Annotated in this window: 16 protein-coding genes and 1 tRNA gene; 6 read left to right on the forward strand and 11 right to left on the reverse strand. The window is 71.9% G+C overall.

Features of this window, described 5'->3' with window-relative positions:
- The first annotated feature begins 117 nt into the window (after window positions 1-117).
- A complete protein-coding gene (gene pyk / locus SYYSPA8_RS29945; protein WP_323450521.1) occupies window positions 118-1554 on the forward strand; it encodes a pyruvate kinase in 1437 nt (478 codons plus the stop codon).
- A gap of 112 nt (window positions 1555-1666) precedes the next feature.
- On the opposite strand, the gene SYYSPA8_RS29950 is transcribed toward pyk, so the two are convergent.
- Window positions 1667-1739 (reverse strand) — tRNA-Leu (locus SYYSPA8_RS29950).
- Window positions 1740-1838: 99 nt separating this feature from the next.
- Here SYYSPA8_RS29950 and SYYSPA8_RS29955 point away from each other — a divergent pair.
- Entirely contained in the window at window positions 1839-2516 is a 678-nt protein-coding gene (locus SYYSPA8_RS29955; RefSeq protein ID WP_323450522.1) for an ANTAR domain-containing response regulator, read from the forward strand.
- A 153-nt stretch (window positions 2517-2669) separates the two neighbouring features.
- On the opposite strand, the gene SYYSPA8_RS29960 is transcribed toward SYYSPA8_RS29955, so the two are convergent.
- The 8 genes from SYYSPA8_RS29960 to SYYSPA8_RS29995 all read right to left on the reverse strand — a co-directional run bounded on the left by SYYSPA8_RS29960 (window position 2670) and on the right by SYYSPA8_RS29995 (window position 12609).
- On the reverse strand, window positions 2670-3386 hold the full coding sequence (locus tag SYYSPA8_RS29960) for an ABC transporter ATP-binding protein (RefSeq protein ID WP_323450523.1): 717 nt from the start codon (window positions 3384-3386) through the stop codon (window positions 2670-2672).
- Window positions 3383-4312 (reverse strand): ABC transporter ATP-binding protein, encoded by a 930-nt coding sequence (locus SYYSPA8_RS29965; RefSeq protein WP_323450698.1) that lies wholly within the window; start codon window positions 4310-4312, stop codon window positions 3383-3385. The genes SYYSPA8_RS29960 and SYYSPA8_RS29965 overlap by 4 nt, the downstream gene beginning before the upstream one ends.
- A 5-nt stretch (window positions 4313-4317) precedes the next feature.
- Window positions 4318-6030: a branched-chain amino acid ABC transporter permease gene (locus SYYSPA8_RS29970; protein WP_323450524.1), complete on the reverse strand. Its 1713-nt coding sequence runs from the start codon at window positions 6028-6030 to the stop codon at window positions 4318-4320.
- Window positions 6031-6035: 5 nt separating this feature from the next.
- On the reverse strand, window positions 6036-6968 hold the full coding sequence (locus SYYSPA8_RS29975) for a branched-chain amino acid ABC transporter permease (protein WP_323450525.1): 933 nt from the start codon (window positions 6966-6968) through the stop codon (window positions 6036-6038).
- 103 nt (window positions 6969-7071) lie between these two features.
- On the reverse strand, window positions 7072-8307 hold the full coding sequence (locus SYYSPA8_RS29980; protein ID WP_323450526.1) for a branched-chain amino acid ABC transporter substrate-binding protein: 1236 nt from the start codon (window positions 8305-8307) through the stop codon (window positions 7072-7074).
- A gap of 564 nt (window positions 8308-8871) precedes the next feature.
- Complete coding sequence (locus SYYSPA8_RS29985; RefSeq protein ID WP_323450527.1) at window positions 8872-9357, reverse strand: hypothetical protein; 486 nt, start codon at window positions 9355-9357, stop codon at window positions 8872-8874.
- A gap of 373 nt (window positions 9358-9730) precedes the next feature.
- Entirely contained in the window at window positions 9731-10219 is a 489-nt protein-coding gene (locus SYYSPA8_RS29990; RefSeq protein ID WP_323450528.1) for a PaaI family thioesterase, read from the reverse strand.
- Window positions 10220-10308: 89 nt separating this feature from the next.
- Window positions 10309-12609: an FdhF/YdeP family oxidoreductase gene (locus SYYSPA8_RS29995; protein WP_323450529.1), complete on the reverse strand. Its 2301-nt coding sequence runs from the start codon at window positions 12607-12609 to the stop codon at window positions 10309-10311.
- 178 nt (window positions 12610-12787) lie between these two features.
- Here SYYSPA8_RS29995 and polA point away from each other — a divergent pair, with 178 nt between their 5' ends.
- The 4 genes from polA to SYYSPA8_RS30015 all read left to right on the forward strand — a co-directional run bounded on the left by polA (window position 12788) and on the right by SYYSPA8_RS30015 (window position 18905).
- On the forward strand, window positions 12788-15499 hold the full coding sequence (gene polA / locus SYYSPA8_RS30000) for a DNA polymerase I (RefSeq protein WP_323450530.1): 2712 nt from the start codon (window positions 12788-12790) through the stop codon (window positions 15497-15499).
- A gap of 313 nt (window positions 15500-15812) precedes the next feature.
- Entirely contained in the window at window positions 15813-17630 is a 1818-nt protein-coding gene (locus SYYSPA8_RS30005; protein ID WP_323450531.1) for a lytic murein transglycosylase, read from the forward strand.
- Between the two features lie 157 nt (window positions 17631-17787).
- The gene (locus tag SYYSPA8_RS30010; protein WP_323450532.1) at window positions 17788-17925 is read left to right on the forward strand and encodes an SPW_0924 family protein; all 138 of its coding nucleotides are present in this window, start codon (window positions 17788-17790) and stop codon (window positions 17923-17925) included.
- 8 nt (window positions 17926-17933) lie between these two features.
- The gene (locus tag SYYSPA8_RS30015; RefSeq protein ID WP_323450533.1) at window positions 17934-18905 is read left to right on the forward strand and encodes a DUF3068 domain-containing protein; all 972 of its coding nucleotides are present in this window, start codon (window positions 17934-17936) and stop codon (window positions 18903-18905) included.
- Window positions 18906-19103: 198 nt separating this feature from the next.
- On the opposite strand, the gene hrpB is transcribed toward SYYSPA8_RS30015, so the two are convergent.
- Together hrpB and SYYSPA8_RS30025 are read right to left on the reverse strand one after the other, a co-directional pair.
- The gene (gene hrpB / locus SYYSPA8_RS30020) at window positions 19104-21710 is read right to left on the reverse strand and encodes an ATP-dependent helicase HrpB (protein WP_323450534.1); all 2607 of its coding nucleotides are present in this window, start codon (window positions 21708-21710) and stop codon (window positions 19104-19106) included.
- Window positions 21711-21923: 213 nt separating this feature from the next.
- Complete coding sequence (locus tag SYYSPA8_RS30025; RefSeq protein WP_323450535.1) at window positions 21924-22763, reverse strand: class I SAM-dependent methyltransferase; 840 nt, start codon at window positions 22761-22763, stop codon at window positions 21924-21926.
- Window positions 22764-22770 lie beyond the last annotated feature (7 nt).

Consider the following 22770-nt stretch of genomic DNA (forward strand, 5'->3'; position numbering starts at 1 on the left):
GGCGGTCCGGGCCGCTGTCGAGCCGTCGGCGGAGCCTCAAGAACCGTGTCCCCCAAGGTTATTGGGGACTCATCGGAGGCCCACGTCCTACCCATGGGTAAGGCGTAGGGTCGCCCCATGCGCCGAGCGAAAATCGTCTGTACCCTCGGGCCCGCCACCGACAGCTACGACCAGATCAAGGCAGTGGTCGAGGCCGGAATGGATGTGGCCCGCTTCAATCTCAGCCATGGTTCGTACGCCGACCACGAGGAGCGGTACCGCCGGGTCCGCAAGGCGTCCGACGAGACGGGCCGCAGCGTCGGCATCCTGGCCGACCTCCAGGGCCCGAAGATCAGGCTGGGGCGTTTCCAGGAGGGGCCCGTCCTGCTGGAGAAGGGGGACGAGTTCACCGTCACCGTCGAGGAGCGGGCGGGCGACCGCACCGGCTGCGGCACCACGTACGCCGGACTCGCCGACGATGTCACCGTCGGTGAGCGCATTCTCGTCGACGACGGCAAGGTGACCCTGGAGGTGACCGCCGTCGACGGGCCCCGGGTGCGCACCACTGTGATCGAGGGCGGCATGGTCTCCGACCACAAGGGCCTCAATCTGCCCGGGGTCGCGGTCTCGGTCCCCGCCCTCTCCGAGAAGGACATCGAGGATCTGCGCTGGGCGCTGGAGATCGGCGTGGACGTGGTCGCGCTCTCCTTCGTCCGCTCGGGCCGGGACATCGAGGACGTCCACCGGGTGATGGACGAGGCCGGGCGGCGGGTCCCGGTGATCGCCAAGATCGAGAAGCCGCAGGCCGTCGAGAACATCGAGTCCATCGTGGCCGCCTTCGACGGCATCATGGTGGCCCGGGGCGACCTCGGCGTCGAAATGCCGCTGGAACAGGTGCCGATGGTCCAGAAGCGGGCGGTCAAGCTGGCCAAGCGGAACGCCAAGCCGGTCATCGTCGCCACCCAGATGCTCGACTCGATGATCGAGAACTCGCGTCCCACCCGGGCCGAGGCGTCCGACGTCGCCAACGCCGTGATCGACGGCACCGACGCGGTGATGCTGTCGGGCGAGACCAGCGTGGGCAAGTACCCCGTGGAGACGGTCCGCACGATGGGCCGGATCGTGGCGGCCGCCGAGGAGGACGTCCTCGCGAAGGGCCTGCCGCCGCTGACCGAGCGGAGCAAGCCCCGGACCCAGGGCGGCGCGGTGGCGCGCGCGGCGGCGGAGATGGGGGACTTCCTCGGGGCGAAGTTCCTGGTGGCGTTCACGCAGTCCGGGGACACGGTCAAGCGGCTCTCCCGCTACCGTTCGCCGATTCCGCTGCTGGCCTTCACGCCCGACCCGGCGACCCGCTCCCAGCTCAATCTGACCTGGGGGGTCGAGACGTTCCTCGGGCCCCGGGTGGAGTCCACGGACGCCATGGTCGCCCAGGTCGATGAGGAGCTGCTGCGGATCGGCCGCTGCCGGCGCGGGGACATCGTCGTCATCACGGCGGGATCCCCGCCCGGAGTGGCCGGTTCCACCAACCTGGTGCGGGTGCACCGCATAGGGGAGAGCGAGAGCCTGTCCGGGTAAGGGGCGGAGCAGGACGGGGCAAGGGGGGCGGGGGTGGGTCCAGGGCCCGCCCCGAACGACCGAGGGCCCCCGTCCGGGGGCCCAGGTCGTGACCTTGGAAAGAAAGGTAAAGTACCCCGGGTGGGATTCGAACCCACGCTGGATGGTGTTTGAGACCACTGCCTCTACCGCTGGGCTACCGGGGTGCCCTTGGAAACAAAGGGCTTGGGACACCCTTTGTGTCCCCACCTTACAGGAGCTGGGTAGGCTCATGGGGAGCACCCTGCCTTGGAACGAGGAGTCCCGTGACCGCCCCCGACTCGCCCCAGCCCATCGCCGACGACGACGCATCACACATTCCTCCGCTGACGACCCGCGTGGTGATCGCGGAGGACGAGGCCCTGATCCGGCTCGACCTCAAAGAGATGCTGGAGGAAGAGGGATACGCGGTCGTGGGCGAGGCCGGCGACGGTCAGCGCGCGGTCGAGCTGGCCCGTGAACACCGGCCTGACCTGGTCATCCTCGATGTGAAGATGCCCGTCCTGGACGGCATCTCGGCCGCCGAGCAGATCGCCGCCGAGTCCATCGCCCCCGTCCTGATGCTGACCGCCTTCTCCCAGCGCGATCTGGTGGAGCGCGCCCGGGACGCCGGCGCGATGGCCTATCTGGTCAAGCCGTTCAGCAAGAGCGATGTCGTGCCCGCCATCGAGATGGCGGTCTCCCGCTTCACGGAGCTGAAGGCGCTGGAGCAGGAGGTCGCCGACCTCTCCCAGCGGCTGGAGACCCGCAAGCTGGTCGACCGCGCCAAGGGCGTGCTGATGAGCGAGTACGGGCTGACCGAGCCGGCCGCCTTCCGCTGGATCCAGAAGACCTCGATGGACCGCAGGCTCTCCATGCAGCAGGTGGCCGAGGCGGTCATCCAGGACTCGGAGGAGAAGAAGGCGGAGAAGAAGGCGGCGAAGAGCGAGGCGAAGGGCGAATAGCCCCGCCCCTCGGTTTCTGCTTCCGCTTCGTCTTCGGTTCCGTCTCCGCCTCCGTCTCCGGTTCCGTCTCCGGTTTCGGTTTCGTCTCCGGATAGGTCATGGACGAGGGCCCGCACCCTGGTTCCCGGGGTGCGGGCCCTCGTACGCCCGGGGTCAGTCCTCGCCCAGGTACGCCTTCCGGACCGACTCGTCCACCAGCAGGTCCCGGCCCGTGCCGGAGAGCACGATGCTGCCGACCTCCATCACATGGCCCCGGTCCGCGAGGGAGAGCGCGGCCTGCGCGTTCTGCTCCACCAGCAGGATCGTGGTGCCCTGGGACTTCAGCTCGCTGATGGTCGCCATGATCTTCTGCATCATGATCGGCGACAGGCCCATGGAGGGCTCGTCCAGCATCAGCAGCTTCGGGCGGGACATCAGCGCCCGCCCCATGGCCAGCATCTGCTGCTCGCCGCCGGAGAGGGTGCCCGCCGCCTGCCGGCTGCGCTCCCCGAGGATGGGGAACAGCTCGTACGCCCGCTGGATGTCCCGTTCGATGCCCGCCTTGTCGGACCGGAGGAATGCTCCGAGCTGGAGGTTCTCCACGATGGTGAGCCGGGGGAAGATATGCCGGCCCTCGGGGGAGTGGGCGAGACCCAGCGCCACGATCTTGTGCGCGGGGACGCTGCCCAGGGGCTTCCCGTCGAAGACGATCCGCCCGGTCGTGGGCTTCAGCAGCCCGGAGAGGGTGCGCAGGGTCGTGGTCTTCCCCGCGCCGTTGGTGCCGATGAGGGTCACGACCTGGCCGGCCTCGACGCTGAAGGAGATCCCCTTCACGGCCTCGATCTTGCCGTAGGAGACCCGCAGGTCCTCGACCTCAAGGAGTGCGGTCACTGCCCTTCCCCTTCCGGGCCGGTGGTGCTGTCCTTGCCGGCACCGGTGCCCGTGCTCTTGGCGTCGCCGCCCTGGGCCTCGGCGCTGTGTGCCTCCGCCGCCTCCACTTCGGCGAGTTCCTCCGCGCCCGGCGCGCCCTCGAAGGGCGTACCGAGATACGCGGCGACCACCCGTTCGTCGCCCTGGACCACCTCGGGGGTCCCCTCCACCAGCTTCTCGCCCTGGACGAGACAGGCCACCCGGTCGCAGAGGTTGAAGATGAAGCGCATGTCGTGCTCGATGACCAGGATCGCGATGCCCTGGTCCCGGATGGCGAAGATCAGTTCCTCGGCCGCCCGGGTCTCCTGCGGGTTCATGCCCGCCGTCGGCTCGTCGAGCAGCAGCAGGCCGGGGTCGCTGGCGAGCGCCCGCGCGATCTCCAGCTTGCGCTGCTCGCCGTAGGGGAGGTTGCGGGAGACGTGGTCGGCCTTGTTCTCCAGGCCGACGAACTCCAGCAGCTCCATGGCCCGCGCGTGGGACGCGGCCTCCGCCCGCTTGAAGCCGGGGCCGCGCAGCAGCGCCGACCAGAGCCCTTCCTTGGTCCGGGTGTGCCGTCCGACGAGGACGTTCTCCAGGACGGTCATATTGGCGAAGAGCCGGATGTTCTGGAAGGTCCGCGCCACACCCGCCGTGGTGACGAGGTGCGGCTTCGGCGGCAGGACGGTCCCCTTGAAGCGGACCTGGCCCTCGGTGGGGATGTAGAGGCCGGTGAGGCAGTTGAAGAAGGTGGTCTTGCCGGCGCCGTTGGGGCCGATGAGACCGACGATCTCGCCCGCCCCCACGGTGAGGTCGACCGAGCGGACGGCCGTGAGACCGCCGAACCGCATGGTGACGCCGCTGGCTTCGAGCACCGGCACGGCCGGCTTGTCGGTGGTGGTGGTCGTCATGGCGTTCACGCCCCCGCCTTGGTGGCACCGGCGAACGGCTTGTCCGGCACGTCGGCCTGGTCGGACTCGTGGTATTCGAGCTGCGCCCGGCGGTTGGCGATCAGGCCCTCGGGGCGGAAGCGCATCAGGACGATGAGCGCGATACCGAAGCCGAGCAGCTGGTAGTCCTGGAGGAACTGGAGCTTCGCCGGGATCATGTAGAGCAGGGTGGCGCCGAGCAGCGGTCCGCTGACGGTGCCCATACCGCCGAGGATCACGGCGGCGAGCAGGAAGGCGGAGTTGGGCGGCACCGGTCCGGCGAACTGATACATCTCGGGCACCACGGTGTGCTGGACATGGGCCTGCACGGTGCCGGCGACGCCCGCGAGGGTCGCGCCGAGGGCGAAGGCGATCAGCTTGACCCGGAAGCCGTTGATGCCCATGGCGGTGGCGGCGGTCTCGTCCTCGCGGATGGCGACCCAGGCCCGGCCCATCCGGGAGTTCTCGGCCCGGGTGAAGACCACGACGACCAGCACCATGGCGAGCAGCATCAGCAGGTAGTAGTTGGCGTAGCTGCCCAGCTCGAAGCCGAGGATCGTGTGCGGCTCCCCGAAGTTGTAGCCGAAGAACTCCAGGTCGGGGATGTTCGGGATGCCGTTGGGGCCGTTGGTGATGTGCGGTCCCGAGACGCCGTCGAGGTTGCCCATCGCGATCCGGAAGATCTCGCCGAAGCCCAGGGTGACGATGGCGAGGTAGTCGCCGCGCAGCCGCAGGGTGGGGGCGCCGATGACGACACCGAAGACGAGCGAGACCACCGCGCCGGTGAGGACGGAGGCCCAGAACGGGAACTGCACACCGAACGCGGACGCGGTGCTTCCGGAGACGAGCGCCGCGGTGTACGCGCCGACGCCGAGGAAGGCGACATAGCCGAGGTCGAGCAGGCCGGCGAGGCCGACGACGATATTGAGACCCAGGGCCACGGTCGCGAAGATCAGGATGTTGACCGCGATCAGGGTGTACGTGTCGGTGTTCTGGGTGAAGGGGAAGGCCGCGGCGGCGACGAAGGCCGCGATCATCGTCACCTGGCGGTACTTGGCGGTGAGCGCGGAGAGCCGGGCGATCGTTCCGGACTTGATGAGTCCGGCGGCGCCGAAGCCGACCGTGACGAGGTACCCGGTGAACAGCTCGGGGTCCTCGGTGTCGATGCCGTAGGTGATCACGTACAGGCCGAGGCCGAAGACGGCCACGATGATCAGGATCTCGGCCCAGGACGGCAGCTCCCGGGGGCGGGCGGCCTTGCGGGTGTCGTCGGGGAGCAGGAAGGCGACCAGGGGTACGGCCGAGGCCGCGGCGGCGACGTAGCCGCCCGGCTCCAGATTGACCAGGCCGTCGAGTTCGACGGCGATGGCGACGACGGTGAACCAGGTGGTGGCGAACGCCCCGAGGGCGTACATCCGCAGTGCCCTGGTGCCGCCGGCGGGGGCCAGCCAGCCGAGGCCCTTGACGCCGAGCGGGGCCAGGGCGCCGGCGACGACGAGGACACCGGCCACCAGGGTGAGGATCTGGAGGCCGCCCGGGTAGCCGTACACGGTCAGGTCACCGGGGAACGCGGAGGTCCAGGTCCAGGCCAGGAAGGTGCTCGCGACGGTGGCCGCGCCACCCGCCACGGCGGCCCAGCGCAGGGCGGTGGACCGGGATTCGGTGGCGGCGGCGGTGTCTTTCGTGGTGTCTGTGGTCATGGTTCTCACGCCCGATCCGCGACGCGCTCACCGAGCAGACCCTGGGGCCTGACGAGCAGCACGAGGATGAGAAGGACAAAGGCCCAGACGTTGGACCAGGCGCCACCGCCGAGCTGGTGCATGCCGGGGATCTCTTCGATGTACGCGATCGACAGGGACTCCGCGAGCCCCAGGACGATCCCGCCGACCATCGCGCCGTAGATGTTGCCGATCCCGCCGAGGACGGCGGCCGTGAACGCCTTGAGGCCGAGGATGAAGCCCATCTCGAAGTTGATCTGGCCCTTGTCCAGGCCGTAGGCGACGGCCGCGACGGCGGCGAAGGCGGCGCCGATGGCGAAGGCCATCACGATGATCCGGTCGGTGTTGATGCCCATGAGCTTGGCGGTGTCCGGGTCCTGCGCGGTGGCCTGCATGGCGCGGCCGCTGCGGCTCTTCGAGACGAAGAGGCCCAGCGCCAGCATGCAGAGCGGGGCCAGCACCAGGACGAACGCGTCCGCGCGCTGGATCAGCAGATCGTCGGTGATCTGGAAGGCGTCGCCGCCGAACTCGGGGAAGCTCTTGTGCTTCTTCGCGTCCGGGTAGAAGCCCCAGACGATCTGCTGGAGCGCGATGGACAGACCGATCGCGGTGATCAGCGGCGCGAGTCGGGGGGCCCCGCGCAGCGGGCGGTAGGCGAACCGCTCGGCGGCGGTCGCGACGGCGACGGCCGCGACCGCCCCGCCTATGATCATGAGCGGTATGGCGAGCGTCAGCGACACACTGCTGGGGAGCCAGGTGTAGATGGTGAGGGCTCCGAACCCCCCGATCATGAAGATCTCGCCATGGGCGAAATTGATGAGCTGCACGATGCCGTAGACCATGGTGTACCCGATGGCGATGAGACCGTAGAGGGCACCCAGGGCTAGGCCGTTCGCCAGCTGTTGCGGCAGTTCGTTCACCGCAGAGCCTCCGATGAGCGTGTCGGATATGACTCCGCGCGAGGGCGCGGTCTGCGCCCTCGCGCGGCTGGTTCAGGTGTTCACGGGGCGGGGAAGCCCGGGGTCAGTCCTTGAACGTGTCGCTCTTCAGGTCGGTCCACTTGCCGTCCTTGACGGTGTAGACCGTGAGCTGCTTGTTCGTGGTGTCGCCGAACTCGTCGAAGGCGACCTGGCCGGTCACACCGGAGAAGGAGACCTGGGACATGGCCTCGGTGACCTTGGCGCGGGCGTCCTCGGGCACCTTGTTCCCGTTGGCGCCGACGACCTGCTTGACGGCCTGGATGATGGCCCAGGCGGCGTCGTACGAGTAGCCGCCGTAGGCCGCGTACGGGTCCTTGTACCCCGCGGCCTGGTAGTCCGCGATGAAGGTCTTCGCGGTGTCCAGCTTCTCGATCGGGAAGCCGACGGAGGTGGCGATGTCGCCGTCGTTGGCCTCGCCGGAGGCGCTGATGTACGCCGGGTCGTAGAGCGCGTCACCGCCCATGGTGGGGATCTTCGCGCCGACCTTCTTGATCTGGTCCGCGAGGAGGCCGCCCTCGGGGTACTGGCCGCCGAAGTAGACCGAGTCCGCCTTGGACGCCTTGACCTTGTCGGCCGTGCTGGAGAAGTCGGTCTCCTTGACGGTGACATGGTCCTCACCGGCGATCTTGCCGCCGAGGCGCTTGAACTCGGCCGCGAAGATCTGGGCCAGGCCCGCGCCGTAGGTCTGCTTGTCGTCGACGACGTAGACGTTCTTCTTCTTGGCCTCGTTGAAGAGGTACTGGGCGGCGAACCTGCCCTGGATCACATCCGTGGTGGCGGTCCGGAAGTAGGTCTTGAACGGGCGCTTCTTGTCGTCCTTGGCCCAGTTGTCGCCCTGCGAGAGCGCCGGGTTCGTGTTGGCCGGCGAGACCTGGGTGAGGTTCGCCTTGGCGAAGTCGCCCTGCATCGACTGGGCGACACCGGAGTTCAGCGGGCCGACGACGCCCAGGACGTCCTTGTCGCCGACCAGCTTCTGGGCGTTGGCCTGCCCCGAGGCGGGAACCGCCTGGTCGTCGTAGGACACCATCTTGAACTCGACGTCCGGGACCTCGTTGTTCTTGTTCGCCGTCTTCACCGCGAGGTCGACGGAGTTCTTGATGCCCTGGCCCAGCGCGGACAGGGATCCCGTCAGCGGGCCGTCGACACCGATGACCACCGTGGTTTTCCCACTGCTGCCGCCATCGGACTTGTTGTCGTCGTCGCGGGATCCGCAGGCGGTGAGCGAGAGCGCCCCCGTGGTGAGCACGGCGGTCAGTATGAGCAAGGAACGGTTGCGCACGATGAGTCCTTTCCCTGGCGCGGCCCCTCCCCTGAGGTGCCGTGTGGTCGCCGGGCCGTACGGAGGTACACGGGCCGTGCTGACAGCGCCCGGCGGCGCGGTAACTGGCCGTGACTCTAGGCGTACGCCAGGGGGAGGGGCACTACGGACGTCAGGATGTGACGTTCTTGTTATGACCTGAACAGAACTCGGTGCCGGGAGTGGGGCAAGTCGGGCGATCCGGGAAATGAAACAGGGGTTCAAAACTCCAGAACACGCAGTGCTGCTAAGGGCCTTGAGGGGATCATGGTGCTGACAGGGTCCTCGGCCTCCCGGGTGTCCGGTGGCCGCTCCGGGGAGCGGGGGGCCGGGTACGGAATGCGGATGCCGCGCCCGGGTGGTGAATACGGAGAGTCACGGTGATGGGGGTGGCGGCCCGCGCCGGGCGCTCCCGGATCGCGCCGGGACGGCCTGCGGCCGCGTCGGTTCGCACCGGTTCCCGTCGATTCCCGACGGTCGGCTCCGGGGTGCGGTCCGCGCCGGTTCGTCGGCTTTCGCCGGTTCTCGTCGGCGCGGGTCGCGGTGTCAGGGGCCGGGGGAGGGGCTGCGGTCCTCGCCGGGCGGACGCCAGTTCTGCGACCCCTCGGTCGCGCCGTTCCGGGCGGTGCACCCCTCGCGGGTCCGCCGCGCGATCAGCTCCAGGGCCGCCGTGCGCCCCCGTCGGCGCTCCTCGGTCCGAGCGGCGGCGACGATCTCCTCATGGAGGGCGTACTGCCCGTTGGAGAGGCCCTTCTGCTCCCAGTCGAGCCCGGACCAGCGGCCGCCCCGGAGGGCGTCCGCCGCCCAGTGGCCGACCAGGCGGACGCAGAGGCCGACGGCATCGGCCGTGGCGGACAAGGGAGTTGACGGGCGCTCATCCGGCGGGGCGGGAGCGCTCCCGGTGCCGGTGCAGGCGGGGAGGGGCAGGCAGAGCAGCAGGGCGACGGCGGCGGACGCGGCGCGCGGGAGCGCGGAGGGGGTGGCTCCGGAATGCCGTCCGGGCCCGCCTGGTGCCGGCCGTCCAAGGCGCATACGGCGGACGGTAGGGGCCGGGGGCCCGGCCCGGCAACCCCTCGCGGGCGGTCCGGTACGGGGCCGGGGGACCGGGGCGCGATCGCCCCGCCCGCGGCCCGGCCCCCGGACGACGGCCCCCGGCACTCCGGCGGCCGGCCCGCGCCGCCGGCCCGCCGCTCGGCCCGCGGGCGCCGTGCGCAGGCCCCGCTGTCGCTGTGCGTAGGGGCCGGGCGGGGTGAGGGGAGGGCTCGGGAGGGGGCCGGGGGGTGCTGGGGAGAATGCGGTCGACGTCCGGGGGAGGGGGGGGCCGCGGTCGGCGTCCGGCGAGGGCCGGCCGGGGCCCTGCCCTCGCCGGATGCCGGAAGGCGGGCCGGGCGCCGGGCCGGGCGGCTCAGCTCCCGCCGTGCGCCCGCCCGCCGTCCGGCGCGGGCGCGTCCCGGAGCAGGCAGGTGAGGCGCGCGGTGCAGACCCGCTTCTCCCGCTCGTCCGTGATCACGATCTCGTAGGTGGCTGTCGACCGCCCCCGGTGCAGCGGCGTCGCCACCCCCGTGACCAGGCCGGACCGTACGCCCCTGTGGTGGGTGCAGTTGAGGTCGACACCGACCGCGATCCGGGTGCTGCCACCGTGCAGCATCGCGCCGATCGAGCCCAGCGTCTCCGCCAGCGCGGCGGACGCACCGCCGTGCAGCAGCCCGTACGGCTGGGTGTTGCCCTCCACGGGCATCGTTCCGACGACCCGCTCCGCCGAGGCCTCGACCACCTGGACGCCGAGCCTGTTGCCGAGATGCCCGGCCGAGAAGAGCGAGGGCAGGTCCACCCCGAGGGCGGTGTACTCGTCGATGACTTCTTGCGGGAACTTCACGGAAGGCTGCTCGCCCATGGGCCGGCTCCGATCTCGGTGCGGGTGCTTCGCATGCGTGCTCTGTGCACCGTCTTATCAGATGACTGAGCAAACGCTTAGGGGGTGGATCACCGCTCCTCCTCCCCACCGGCTGCCGACCCGGGCGCCTCGAACCGCACCACCACCGACTTGCTGGCCGGGGTGTTGCTCGTGTCGGCCGTCGAGTCCAGCGGCACCAGCACATTGGTCTCCGGGTAGTACGCCGCCGCGCAGCCCCGCGCGGTCGGGTAGTGCACCACCCGGAAACCGGGCGCCCGCCGCTCCACCCCGTCCCTCCACTCGCTCACCAGGTCGGTGTACGCGCCGTCCGCGAGCCCCAGCTCACGCGCGTCCTCCGGGTGCACCAGCACCACCCGGCGTCCGCCTCTGATCCCCCGGTAGCGGTCGTCCAGACCGTAGATCGTGGTGTTGTACTGGTCGTGCGAGCGCAGCGTCTGGAGCAGCAGCCGCCCCTTCGGCACCCGCGGATACTCCACCGGCGCCGCCGTGAAGTTCGCCTTCCCCGTCGCCGTGGGGAAGCGGCGCTCGTCGCGCGGGGCGTGCGGCAGGGTGAAGCCGCCGGGCCGGGCGATCTTCTCGTTGAAGTCCTCGAACCCGGGGATCACCCGGGCGATACGGTCCCGGATCGCGCCGTAGTCCGCCGCGAACTCCTCCCACGGCGTGGCCGAACCGGAGCCGAGCACCGCCCGCGCCAGCCGCGCCACGATGGCCGGCTCGGAGAGCAGATGCGGACTGGCCGGGGGGAGGTTGCCCCGGGAGGCGTGCACCATCCCCATCGAGTCCTCCACCGTCACCACCTGCCGCTCGCCGCCCCGCACATCACGGTCGGTACGGCCCAGCGTCGGCAGGATCAGCGCCCGGGCGCCCGTCACCACATGGGAGCGGTTCAGCTTGGTCGACACCTGGACGGTCAGCCGCGCCCGGCGCAGCGCCGCCTCGGTCACCTCCGTGTCGGGGGTCGCCGACGCGAAGTTCCCGCCCATCGCGAAGAACACCTTCGCCTCGCCGTCGCGCAGCGCCCGGATGGCACGGACCACGTCATGGCCGTGATGGCGCGGCGGTGCGAAGCCGAACTCCTTCTCCAGCGCGTCGAGGAAGGCCGCGGACGGGCGCTCGAAGATGCCCATCGTCCGGTCGCCCTGGACATTGGAGTGGCCCCGCACGGGGCAGACGCCCGCCCCGGGCCGGCCCACGGCTCCGCGCAGCAGCAGCAGATTGACCACCTCGCGGATGGTGGCGACGGCGTGCTTGTGCTGCGTCAGCCCCATCGCCCAGCACACCACGGTCCGCCGGGAGCGGAGCACCATCGCCAGCGCCCGCTCGATGTCCGTACGCTCCAGGCCGGTCGCTGCCGCGGTCTCCTCCCAGCCGGTGGCCAGCGCGGCGGCGCGGAACTCCTCGTACCCATGGGTGAACGTCGTGACGAAGTCCTGGTCCACCCCGTCACCGGCCTCGATGACCAGCCGGTTCAGCATCCGGAAGAGGGCCTGGTCGCCGCCGACGCGGATCTGGAGGAAGAGGTCGTTGAGCGCGGTGCCCCGCAGCAGGCCCCGTGGCGTCTGCGGATTCCTGAACCGCTCCATGCCCGCCTCGGGCAGCGGATTCACCGAAATGATCTTTGCTCCGGACCGCTTGGCCCGCTCCAGCGCCGACAGCATCCGGGGGTGGTTGGTGCCCGGGTTCTGCCCGGCCACGATGATCAGATCGGCCTGGTGCAGATCCTCCAGCGAGACACTGCCCTTGCCGACGCCCAGGGTCTGGGTGAGCGCCGAGCCGGACGACTCGTGGCACATGTTCGAGCAGTCGGGGAGGTTGTTCGTGCCGAACTCGCGGGCGAACAGCTGGAACAGGAACGCGGCCTCGTTGCTGGTGCGGCCCGAGGTGTAGAACAGCGCCTCGTCCGGCGACGACAGCCCGTTCAGCTCCTCGGCGATGATCGCGAAGGCGTCCGCCCAGCCGATCGGCTCGTAGTGGTCCGCGCCCGGGGGCAGATACACGGGGTGGGTGAGCCGGCCCTGCTGACCGAGCCAGTACCCGCTGCGCCCGGCCAGCTCCGACACCGGGTGGGCGGCGAAGAACTCCGGCGTCACCCGGCGCAGGGTCGCCTCCTCCGCCACCGCCTTGGCGCCGTTCTCGCAGAACTCGGCCACATGGCGTTTCTCACTCTCCGGCCAGGCGCAGCCGGGACAGTCGAAGCCGTCCTTCTGGTTGACCTTGAGCAGGGTCGCGGCCGTGCGCCGCACGCCCATCTGACGTCCGGCGGCCCGGAGGGTGTGTCCGATCGCGGGCAGACCGGCCGCCGCGTGCTCGGGGGCCGTGACCTCCGGGGCGTCCTGGACCGGATCACTTGCGGGTGGTTTGCGGGCCATCGTGCTCCCCCTTGAGCGCGGAGTCCTCTGCCGTGTACTGCCGTGTGCTGCCGGGGCCGTCTGCTTGTCGGCGGCTTTTCCATTCTCCGTTCCCGAATCCTGACACGCCCCACTGACAGCGGTGCCCGACCGGCCGGTGTGGACGGCATTGTCAGTGGTCCGTGGCAGGATCGGGGGCGTGGATCGGACAGCATCGAAGAAGACCCCAGACGACAACCGCCCCCGCCTCCTCCTCATGGACGGGCACTCCCTGGCGTACCGGGCGTTCTTCGCGCTGCCCGCGGAGAATTTCTCGACCGCGAGCGGCCAGACGACCAACGCCATCTACGGCTTCGCGTCGATGCTGGCGAACACATTGCGTGACGAGGCGCCCACGCACTTCGCCGTGGCGTTCGACGTCTCCCGCAAGACCTGGCGCTCGAAGGACTTCCCCGAGTACAAGGCGAACCGCTCCGCGACCCCGGACGAGTTCAAGGGCCAGGTCGAGCTGATCGGCGAGCTGCTCGACACGATGAACGCCGAGCGCTTCGCGGTGGACGGCTTCGAGGCCGACGACATCATCGCCACCCTCGCCACCCGGGCCGAGGCCGCCGGCTTCGACGTACTGATCGTCACCGGCGACCGGGATTCGTTCCAGCTGGTCAGCGAGCACACCACGGTGCTCTACCCGACCAAGGGCGTCTCCGAGCTGACGCGCTTCACCCCCGAGAAGGTCCAGGAGAAGTACGGGCTGACCCCCGCCCAGTACCCCGACTTCGCCGCCCTCCGCGGCGACCCGTCCGACAACCTCCCCGGCATTCCCGGCGTGGGCGAGAAGACCGCCACCAAGTGGATCAACCAGTTCGGTTCGTTCGCCGAGCTGATCGAGCGGGCCGACGAGGTCAAGGGCAAGGTCGGCCAGTCGCTCCGCGACCATCTGGAGTCGGTCAAGCTCAACCGCCATCTGACCGAGCTGGTCCGCGACGTCGAGCTGCCGAGGACCGTCGCCGACCTGGAGCGCGCGCCCTACGACCGCGAGGCGCTCAGGAGCTTCCTGGAGATCCTGGAGATCCGGAACCCGAGCCTGCGCGAGCGGCTGCTCGCCGTCGACCCGGGCGCCGCCGAGGACGAGGGCCCCGCCCCGGAGGCGGGCATCGAGCTGGACGGCACCGTGCTGGCCACCGGCGAGCTGGCCCCCTGGCTGGAGCGCCACGGCGACCGGCCGCTCGGTGTCGCCACCGTCACCAGCTGGGCGCTGGGCACGGGCAATGTCAGCGAGATCGCCCTCGCCGCCGCCGACGGCAGCGCGGCCTGGTTCGACACCACCCGGCTCGACGAGGCCGACGAGCGCGCCTTCGCCGCCTGGGTCGCGGACCCCGCCCGGCCCAAGGTGATGCACAGCGCCAAGGAGGCCCTGCGGGTCTTCCCGGAGCACGGCTGGCAGGTCGAGGGCGTCACCATGGACACCGCCCTCGCCGCGTACCTCGTCAAGCCCGGCCGGCGCTCCTTCGCGCTGGACGCCCTCTCCGTCGAGTACCTCCACCGCGAGCTGGTCCCGGCCGCCGCCGACGGGCAGCTCGCCTTCGGCACGGACGAGCACGCCGAGGCCGACGCCCTGATGGCGCAGGCGCGGGCCGTCCTCGACCTCGGCGACGCCTTCACCGGGCGGCTCGCCGAGGTCGGCGCCACCGAGCTGCTGCACGACGTGGAGCTGCCCACCTCCGTGCTGCTGGCCCGGATGGAGCGGCACGGCATCGCCGCCGACCGCGCCCATCTGGAGTCGATGGAGCAGCTGTTCGCGGGCGCCGTCCAGCAGGCGGTCAAGGAGGCCCACGCCGCGGTGGGCCACGAGTTCAACCTCGGCTCGCCCAAGCAGCTCCAGGAGGTCTTCTTCGGCGAGCTGAACCTCCCCAAGACCAAGAAGACCAAGACCGGCTACACGACGGACGCGGACGCCCTGGCCTGGCTCGCCACCCAGACCGAGCACGAGCTGCCGGTGATCATGCTGCGCCACCGCGAGCAGGCCCGGCTGCGCTCCACCGTCGAAGGGCTGATCAAGACCGTCGCTGCCGACGGCCGGATCCACACGACCTTCAGCCAGACCGTCGCGGCGACGGGCCGGCTGTCCTCGACCGACCCGAATCTCCAGAATGTGCCGGTCCGCACCGACGAGGGCCGGGCCATCCGGCGCGGCTTCGTCGTCGGCGAGGGCTTCGAGTCGCTGATGACGGCCGACTACAGCCAGATCGAACTGCGGGTGATGGCGCACCTCTCCCAGGACGAGGGGCTGATCCGGGCCTTCACCTCCGGCGAGGACCTGCACAACACGGTCGCCTCCCAGGTCTTCGGCGTGGCCACGTCCGACGTCGACGCGGAGATGCGCCGCAAGATCAAGGCGATGTCCTACGGGCTGGCGTACGGCCTCTCGGCCTTCGGTCTCTCCCAGCAGCTCAACATCGAAGCGGGCGAGGCACGGGCCCTGATGGACACGTACTTCGAGCGGTTCGGCGGGGTGCGCGACTATCTGCACCGGGTGGTGGACGAGGCCCGTGCCACCGGCTACACCGCGACCATGTTCGGCCGCCGCCGCTATCTGCCCGACCTCAACAGCGACAACCGGCAGCGCCGCGAGTCCGCCGAGCGCATGGCGCTCAACGCACCGATCCAGGGCACCGCGGCGGACATTGTGAAGATCGCGATGCTGCGGGTGGACCGGGCGCTGCGGGAGGCGGAGCTGACGTCCCGGATGCTGCTCCAGGTCCACGACGAAATCGTGCTGGAGATCTCACCGGGCGAGCGCGAGGACGTCGAGGCGGTCGTGCGCCGGGAGATGTCCTCGGCCGCGCAGCTCAGCGCCCCGCTGGACGTGTCGGTGGGCGTCGGCGCGGACTGGGAGTCCGCCGCGCACTGAGCGCACGGGCCCCCGGTCGTCGTACCGGGGGCCCGTCCCGCCGCTCCGCCGCCGGGTCCGGACGGCCCGGTGGCGCTGCCCGGCAGGACATCCGCCGTGCCCTTCCCCTCCTTGCCGGTATATGGAATCGGTGCAGGTCAGCGGGGTGACGCAACCGACACTCGGCTTTTGGCCTCCTTCGAGGTGGCGAACTGGTGAAAACCGGTCGAGGCGTGGTGTCCCCTGACAGGTACGTGTCGTAGGGTCGCCAGAGATATTTCCGTTATCGCACTGGGGAGCGCGAACAGCCGCTTTCGGGGAGGGAAACAGACGTATGGCAGCGGAACTCGGCCGACGGCTGCGCAGAGGAGCGACCACCACCGCCGTGGCCGCCGCCGCTGTGGCGGCCCTCTCCGCCTCGCAGGCGCCCGGAATCACCCATGCGAACCTCGGCGGCGGCAGCGAGGGCCCGGGACAGGGCAACTCCGAGCCGGACGCGGGCCCCGACCAGCCGGCCACCGGCAACTCCCCGTACTACACGGACCTTCCGCCGCTGACCACGCCCGACAAGCCGGGTGCCTCCATCGGCCTGCCCAGCGCGAAGGAGCAGCAGGCGGCGGCCCAGGCGGGCATCCCCGCCACCATCCTCGCCGCGTACAAGAACGCGGAGCGGACCATCTCGGCGTCGGACCCGGGCTGCCATGTGCCCTGGCAGCTGCTGGCCGCGATCGGCAAGGTGGAGTCCGGGCAGGCGCGCGGCGGCCGGGTCGACGGCAACGGCACCACCCTCTCGCCCATCCGGGGCCCGGTGCTCAACGGCGTCGGATTCGCCAACATCCCCGACACCGACAACGGTGTCCACGACGGCGACACGGCCTACGACCGCGCCGTCGGCCCGATGCAGTTCATCCCCTCCACCTGGGCCTCCTGGGGTCAGGACGCCAACGCCGACGGCCGCAAGGACCCCAACAACATCCATGACGCCGCGCTCGCGGCGGGCCGCTACCTCTGCGCCGGCGAGCGGGATCTGCGCGACAGCGCGGACCTGGACAGGGCGATCCTCAGCTACAACCAGTCCCGCACCTATCTGCGGACGGTGCTGTCCTGGTTCGAGTACTACAAGAAGGGCACGCACTCCGTCCCGGACGGCACGGGCGCACTGCCCGGCTCCGACGCGCCCGACAGCCCCGGCACGGACGCCACCGGCGACAAGCCGCCGGCCAAGGGGCCCGCGAAGCCCGGTGGCGACCAGGGCGGCCCGAGTGCGTCGCCGAAGCCCAAGCCCGGCGGTGGCGACAAGCCCGGCCGGCCGAAGCCCCCGACGACCCCGCCGGTGAAGCCGCCGACCCAGCCGCCCACCAAGCCGCCGGTCACCGCCCCCGGCGCGATCGAGAACGCGGGCGCGGAGACGATCACCGCCGTGGCCGGCCGCGACTTCGCCGGGCGGGTCACCGTCCGCGTCGAGGACGCCCAGGGCAAGGGGCTCGCCCGGCAGGCCGTGCGCTTCGAGATCACCGGGACCACGGACAGCCGCTTCCCCGGCGGCCGCACCAGCGCCGTCCTCACCACCGCCGCCGACGGCCGGGTCACCGCACCCGTGCTCCGGGCCGGCGAGACGCCCGGGGAGTTCATCATCCGGGCCACCGTCAGCGGCACCGACCTCGCCCCGGTGAAGGTCACCGCCAAGGTGACCCCGAGGGTGGCGGACGCGCTCGTCCGCGTCGGGGAGAAGCCGCTGACGGCCGTCGTGGGCGGCGAGTTCACGGACTTCGTGGAGGTCCGGGCCACCCACCGGGGCGCCGTCGCCTCCGGTGTCGGGGTCACCGCCACCCTGGTCAAGAGCGTCGAGGACCCGACCGAGAACGACAAGGGCCCCTACTTCAAGGGCGCCGAGGGCACCCCGCTGCGGAGCCTCGACCTCACCACGGACTCCCGGGGTGTGCTGCGGCTGCCCAAGCTCTTCGCCGACGGCACGGCGGGCACCTACGTCCTCCACCTCACCGCCGTCGGCGCCAAGCCCATCACGGTGGAGCTGACCGTGACCGAGGCGCCCACCACCGCTCCCAGCGAGTCCCCGAGCGCGCCCGCCGGGGCCTCCCCGAGCCCGTCCGCCGGCGCGTCGTCCCGCGCGAGCGCGACGCCCACCGGCTGAGCCGCACCGCCGGCCGCTCTCCCCGGACCGCCCCGCAGCCGCACCGGCAGCGGGGCGGTCCCATGTGTTCTCATCGAGCCGTCCGATTGCTACGGTGCCCTCTCCCTGACGCGTCATCAGATCCCCTCCGGGGGTCCCAGCACCGGGAGGCCGAACCATGCGCGCCTTCGCCGCCGCCGCCATCGGACTGACCGCCGCCGTCGCCCTCGTCCTCACCGTCACCGCCATCGGCCCGCCCCAGGACGGAACCTCACCCGAACCCCTGCTCACCACCGTCCCCGGCCCCAAGAAGTAGGGAAGGCCATGCGCAGCCGTGCCGGACTGGTGCTCCTCGCCCTCGCCGTCTTCTTCACCACCCTCTCCCCGCTGCTGCGCTGGTACGCCTTCCCCCGCCTCGCCAAGGTCCCGCCCGGCCAGTACCAGGAGGTCGTGATGGAGGCCCGGCCCGCCACCCTGCTCGACTACGGCACCCTCCGTGCCCGCCGGGTCGACAAGGTCACTATCGTCCAGACCCTGAAGGGCGACGTCGCCGCGTCCGAACGGATCGAACGGACCACCGGCCGGGATGTCGTCGTCTGGGACGCCCTCGCCCATGTGCAGGGCCCCGACGGCGCGATGATCTCCCAGATCCCCGAGCGCTACATCTTCGACGCCCACACCCAGGCGCCGGTCCACGCGCCCGGCGAAACGGTCGACGGCACCCCCGTCCGCCGCGACGGCATCGCCTTCAAATGGCCCTTCCTCACCGAGAAACGGGACTACCGGTACTTCGACGCCCAGACCCGCACCTCCGCCCCCATCCACTACCGGGGCACCCGCTCCTTCCGCGGACTGGACGTCTACTACTTCGAGCAGACCGTCCCGTGGACCAAGGTCCCCTACCCGCGCACGATGCCGATCCCCGGCATCGACGCCACCACCCTGGAACGCGACACCGGCACCACCCGCTGGTACACCACCCGCCGGATGTTCTGGGTCGACCCCGTCACCGGGGCCCCCGTCAACGGCGAGGAGATCCACCGCGAGGAACTGCGCGGCGGCACCCTCCTCGGCGGCCGGGACCGGGTCACCGTCTTCGCCGGCCATGTGAAGATGCGCCCCGACTACATCGACCACACCGTCGACCTGGTCAAGTCCCAGCGTCCGCTGATCCTCCTGCTCACCTCCTATCTCCCCTGGGGCTTTCTCGCCCTGGGCGGCTGCACCCTGACCCTGGCCCTCGTCCTGGAGGCCAGAAGCCGCGCCCCCGCCCCCCGCTCCACCACCCCCGGCTGACCCCCGCCTCCCATCACCCGCTCCGGCGGCCACGACCCTCCACCGGGCCGCCCCCGCCGGCGCCCGCCGCACCCGGGCGACAAGTCGACCCGACAGGAGCCGGCCCCGGCCCGTCCGGCGCCGACGCGCTCCGGCGACGCCGGCCCGGCCCTGATACACGCGGTGATCACGCGGGCCACCACCGATTCCTCAGCGTCTTCAGCACCTTCCTCCCTTTCCTCCCTTTCCCCCCTCCGCGTCCCGGCGGGCCGTCGTGTGCCGGGTCGGTACGGCGGTCGAGGGATCCTCCGGCCAGGGGTGCTTCGGATACCGCCCCCGCAGCTCCGCCCGCACCGAGCGGTATCCCTCCGCCCAGAACGAGGCCAGATCGGCGGTGACCGCCACCGGCCGCCGGGCGGGAGAGAGCAGATGCACCCGCACCGCCACCCCCGCCACCCGGGGAGTCTCCCGCAGGCCGAACATCTCCTGGAGCTTCACCGACAGCACCGGCTGCTCCCCGTCGTACTCCACCCGAATCCGCGAGCCGCTCGGCACCTCGATCCGCTCCGGGGCCAGCTCGTCCAGCCGGGCCCCCTCGCCGCTCGCCCAGGGCAGCAGCCGCCGCAGTGCTTCCCCCACGGGGATCCGGCCCAGATCGGCCCGCCGCCCGGCCCGCGACAACTCCGGCTCCAGCCACTCGTCGGCACTTCCGAGCAGCCGCTCGTCCGAGACGTCCGGCCAGGGCGATCCCAGCACCCGGTGGAGGAAGGCCAGCCGGTCCCGCAGCGACCGCGCCTCGGGTGTCCAGCGCAGCAGCCCCAGCCCCTCTCCGCGCAGCCCCTCCAGCAGCGCGGCCCGCACCAGCGCCGGATCGGGTCTGCGCAGCGGACGGGAGGCCAGCTCCACCGCGCCCAGCCGACGCACCTCCCGCGCCACCACGTCCCCGTCCTCCCAATGGACCTCCTCGCCCGCGCTCAGCAGATGCGCGGCCGCCGCGCACGCCGTCTCCTCGTCGACCACGGCCGCGAGCCGCACCCGCGCCGAGGCGGCCGACACGGGCCGGTCGGCGACCGCCACCGCCAGCCAGCGGGACCCGCGCAGCCCGGACCCGGCCGCCACCTCGGCCCCGGTCCCCGAGGCCATGAGGAACGCCCCCTCGCCCCGGGACCGGGCGACCCGCTCCGGGAAGGCCAGCGCCGTCACGAGCCCTGCCACAGCGTCGTCCCCGGAGCCCGCCGCCGCTCCGGCCGCCGCCGTGCCGCCTGCCGCGCCCGCCGCGCCCGCCGGACCTGGGCCACCGGTCGCCGTGGGCAACGCGGACATCAGACGGCGGGTCTCCGACCGCCAGCGCGCCGCGTAGGCGTCGCCCCCGCGCCGGGCCCGGCGCCAGACCTCCGCCAGATCGTCGCCGTACTCCCGGGGCGGTTCCTCGCTGAGCAGCGCCACCACCCCGGCGGCGCGTTCGGCCCCCACCATGGGAGCGGCGTCCAGCAGTGCTCTGGCCAGCCGGGGATGGACCCCCATCCGGGACATGAGCACCCCCCGCTCGGTGGCCCGCCCCTCCGCGTCGACGGCCCCGATCGCGGTCAGCACCGACCGGGCCGCCGCCATGGCGCCGGGGGGCGGGGCGTCCAGCAGCGCGAGCCCCGCCGCCGAGGGGTCGCCCCAGCAGGCCGCCCGCAGTGCGAACGACGTCAGGTCCGCGGTCCGGATCTCGGGGGAGGGGTGACGAGCCCGCCGTATGTCGTCCCCCGGCGACCAGCACTGGTACACGGTGCCGGGGGCCTCCCGGCCGGCGCGGCCCTTCCGCTGGGTCGCTCCCGACGCCGGGACCGGCACCGTCGTCAGCGACCCCAGCCCCCGGGCGTGGTCCACGCGCGGCTCGCGGGCCAGCCCCGAGTCCACGACCACCCGGACCCCGGGCACGGTCAGACTGGATTCGGCCACCGACGTCGTCAGCACCACCCGGCGCCGTCCGCCGCCGCCCCGCAGCACGGAGTCCTGCACCGCCGCCGGCGCCCGACCGTGCAGTTGCAGTACGTCCGCGTCCACATCGGCCAGCAGCCCGGCCGCCCGCGCGATCTCCCCGGTGCCCGGCAGGAAGCAGAGCACGTCCCCCTCGTCCCGGTCGAGTGCCTGCCGCACCGTCGCCGTGATGTGCCGCAGCAGCGCCGGATCCACCCAGGTGCCGTGCGCGGGCCGGATCCCGGCAGGCGGCGGCGCGTGGTGGGACCGGACGCCGTGCCCCTCGCCCCGGCCCACGACCACCGGCACCGGGCCGAGGCCGTCCGCCGCCGCCAGGAGCCCCGCCCAGGCGTCCGCGTCCCCCGTCGCCGACGCGGCCACGAGCCCCAGATCGGGCCGGAGCATGGCGCGGACATCGAGCAGGAACGCCATCGCGGTGTCCGCGTCCAGATGGCGCTCATGACATTCGTCCAGCAGCACCACATCCACCCCGGGCAGCTCCGGGTCGCGCTGGAGCCGCTGGAGGAGCACCCCGGTGGTCATCACCTCCACCAGGGTGGCGGGCCCCGCCCGGCGCTCGCCCCGGACCGTGTACCCCACCGCGCCGCCCACCTCCTGGCCCAGCAGCCAGGCCATCCGGCGTGCCGCAGCCCGGACCGCCATCCGCCGTGGCTCGGCCACCAGCACCCGGCCGCCGGGGCAGTCGCCGACGAGCCCGGCGAGCGCCAGCGGCACCAGCGTCGTCTTCCCGGTGCCGGGCGGCGCGGAGAGCACGGCCGCCCCGCGCTCGTCGAGCGCGGCGAAGAGGCCGGGAAGGGCCTCGCGCACCGGGAGACGGTCGAGTACGTCGGTTCGGATCATGCGCCCAGTCTCGTACGTCCGGACGGGCCGTGTGCCGCGCTGTCCACAGGCGCCGTGAGATCAGCGGTTAATAGGACTAATACCGTTCGACTCGTACCGCCCGACGGCCTCGCACCGGTCGGCACTCCCGGGCCCGCCGACGGCTCAGGGGGGAGCCGCCGGCCGCAGGACCGGCCCGGGCGCTGCGGGACCGGCCTGGGCGCCGCCGGCCCCTCAGTCCCGCACGCAGACGAAGATCGCCGTACCCGGGATCAGATTCCCCCGCAGCGGGGACCAGCCGCCCCACTCCTGGCTGTTCCAGGCCGGCCACTCCGGCTCCACCAGGTCCACCAGCCGGAAGCCGCCCGCGACCACGTCCCGCACCCGGTCGCCGATCGTCCGGTGGTGCTCCACATAGACCGCCTGCCCCCGGTCGTCCTGCTCCACGTACGGCGTGCGGTCGAAGTACGAGCCCGACACGCTCAGCCCCTCCGGCCCCGGCTCGTCCGGGAACGCCCAGCGGATGGGATGGGTGACGGAGAAGACCCAGCGGCCACCCGGCCGCAGTACCCGGTGCACCTCGGCGAAGACCCCCGCCGGGTCCGCCACGAACGGCACCGCCCCGTACGCGGAGCACGCGAGGTCGAAGGAGCCGTCACGGAACGGCAGCGCCCCCGCGTCGGCCTCCACCAGCGGCACATCCGCCCCGATCCGCAGCGCGTGCTGGAGCTGCCGGTGGGAGAGGTCCAGCGCCACCGGCCGCGCCCCCTGGGCCGCCAGCCAGCGGGAGCACTGCGCCGCACCCGCGCCGATCTCCAGGACGTCCAGGCCCCGCAGCGCCTCCGCCGGCCCCAGCAGCCCCGCCTCGGCCTCGTCCAGTCCCTCCGGCCCCCAGACGAACCGGTCGTCCCCGAGGAAGGCCCCGTGCTCGCGCTGGTAGTCGTCGGCGTTCCGGTCCCACCAGCCCCTGCTGGCCCGGCTGCTCTCCGTGCCGTCCGCGTCACGGCGGGTCGCCTCGGGCTCTGCACCGGCCGCCCCGGGGGTCTCCGGGGCATCCTTGATGTATTGGCTCATCTTCACC

This window comes from Streptomyces yaizuensis (assembly GCF_034961445.1).
GTDB classification, from domain to species: domain Bacteria; phylum Actinomycetota; class Actinomycetes; order Streptomycetales; family Streptomycetaceae; genus Streptomyces; species Streptomyces yaizuensis.

What these genes read in the sequence shown, in the direction of transcription:
- pyk (WP_323450521.1), top strand. Translation starts at nt 118, where the DNA reads ATGCGCCGAGCGAAAATCGTCTGTACCCTCGGGCCCGCCACCGACAGC.
- SYYSPA8_RS29965 (WP_323450698.1), bottom strand. Translation starts at nt 4,312, where the DNA reads ATGACGACCACCACCACCGACAAGCCGGCCGTGCCGGTGCTCGAAGCC.
- SYYSPA8_RS29970 (WP_323450524.1), bottom strand. Translation starts at nt 6,030, where the DNA reads ATGACCACAGACACCACGAAAGACACCGCCGCCGCCACCGAATCCCGG.
- SYYSPA8_RS29985 (WP_323450527.1), bottom strand. Translation starts at nt 9,357, where the DNA reads ATGCGCCTTGGACGGCCGGCACCAGGCGGGCCCGGACGGCATTCCGGA.
- SYYSPA8_RS29990 (WP_323450528.1), bottom strand. Translation starts at nt 10,219, where the DNA reads ATGGGCGAGCAGCCTTCCGTGAAGTTCCCGCAAGAAGTCATCGACGAG.
- SYYSPA8_RS29995 (WP_323450529.1), bottom strand. Translation starts at nt 12,609, where the DNA reads ATGGCCCGCAAACCACCCGCAAGTGATCCGGTCCAGGACGCCCCGGAG.
- SYYSPA8_RS30005 (WP_323450531.1), top strand. Translation starts at nt 15,813, where the DNA reads ATGGCAGCGGAACTCGGCCGACGGCTGCGCAGAGGAGCGACCACCACC.
- SYYSPA8_RS30010 (WP_323450532.1), top strand. Translation starts at nt 17,788, where the DNA reads ATGCGCGCCTTCGCCGCCGCCGCCATCGGACTGACCGCCGCCGTCGCC.
- SYYSPA8_RS30015 (WP_323450533.1), top strand. Translation starts at nt 17,934, where the DNA reads ATGCGCAGCCGTGCCGGACTGGTGCTCCTCGCCCTCGCCGTCTTCTTC.
- hrpB (WP_323450534.1), bottom strand. Translation starts at nt 21,710, where the DNA reads ATGATCCGAACCGACGTACTCGACCGTCTCCCGGTGCGCGAGGCCCTT.
- SYYSPA8_RS30025 (WP_323450535.1), bottom strand. Translation starts at nt 22,763, where the DNA reads ATGAGCCAATACATCAAGGATGCCCCGGAGACCCCCGGGGCGGCCGGT.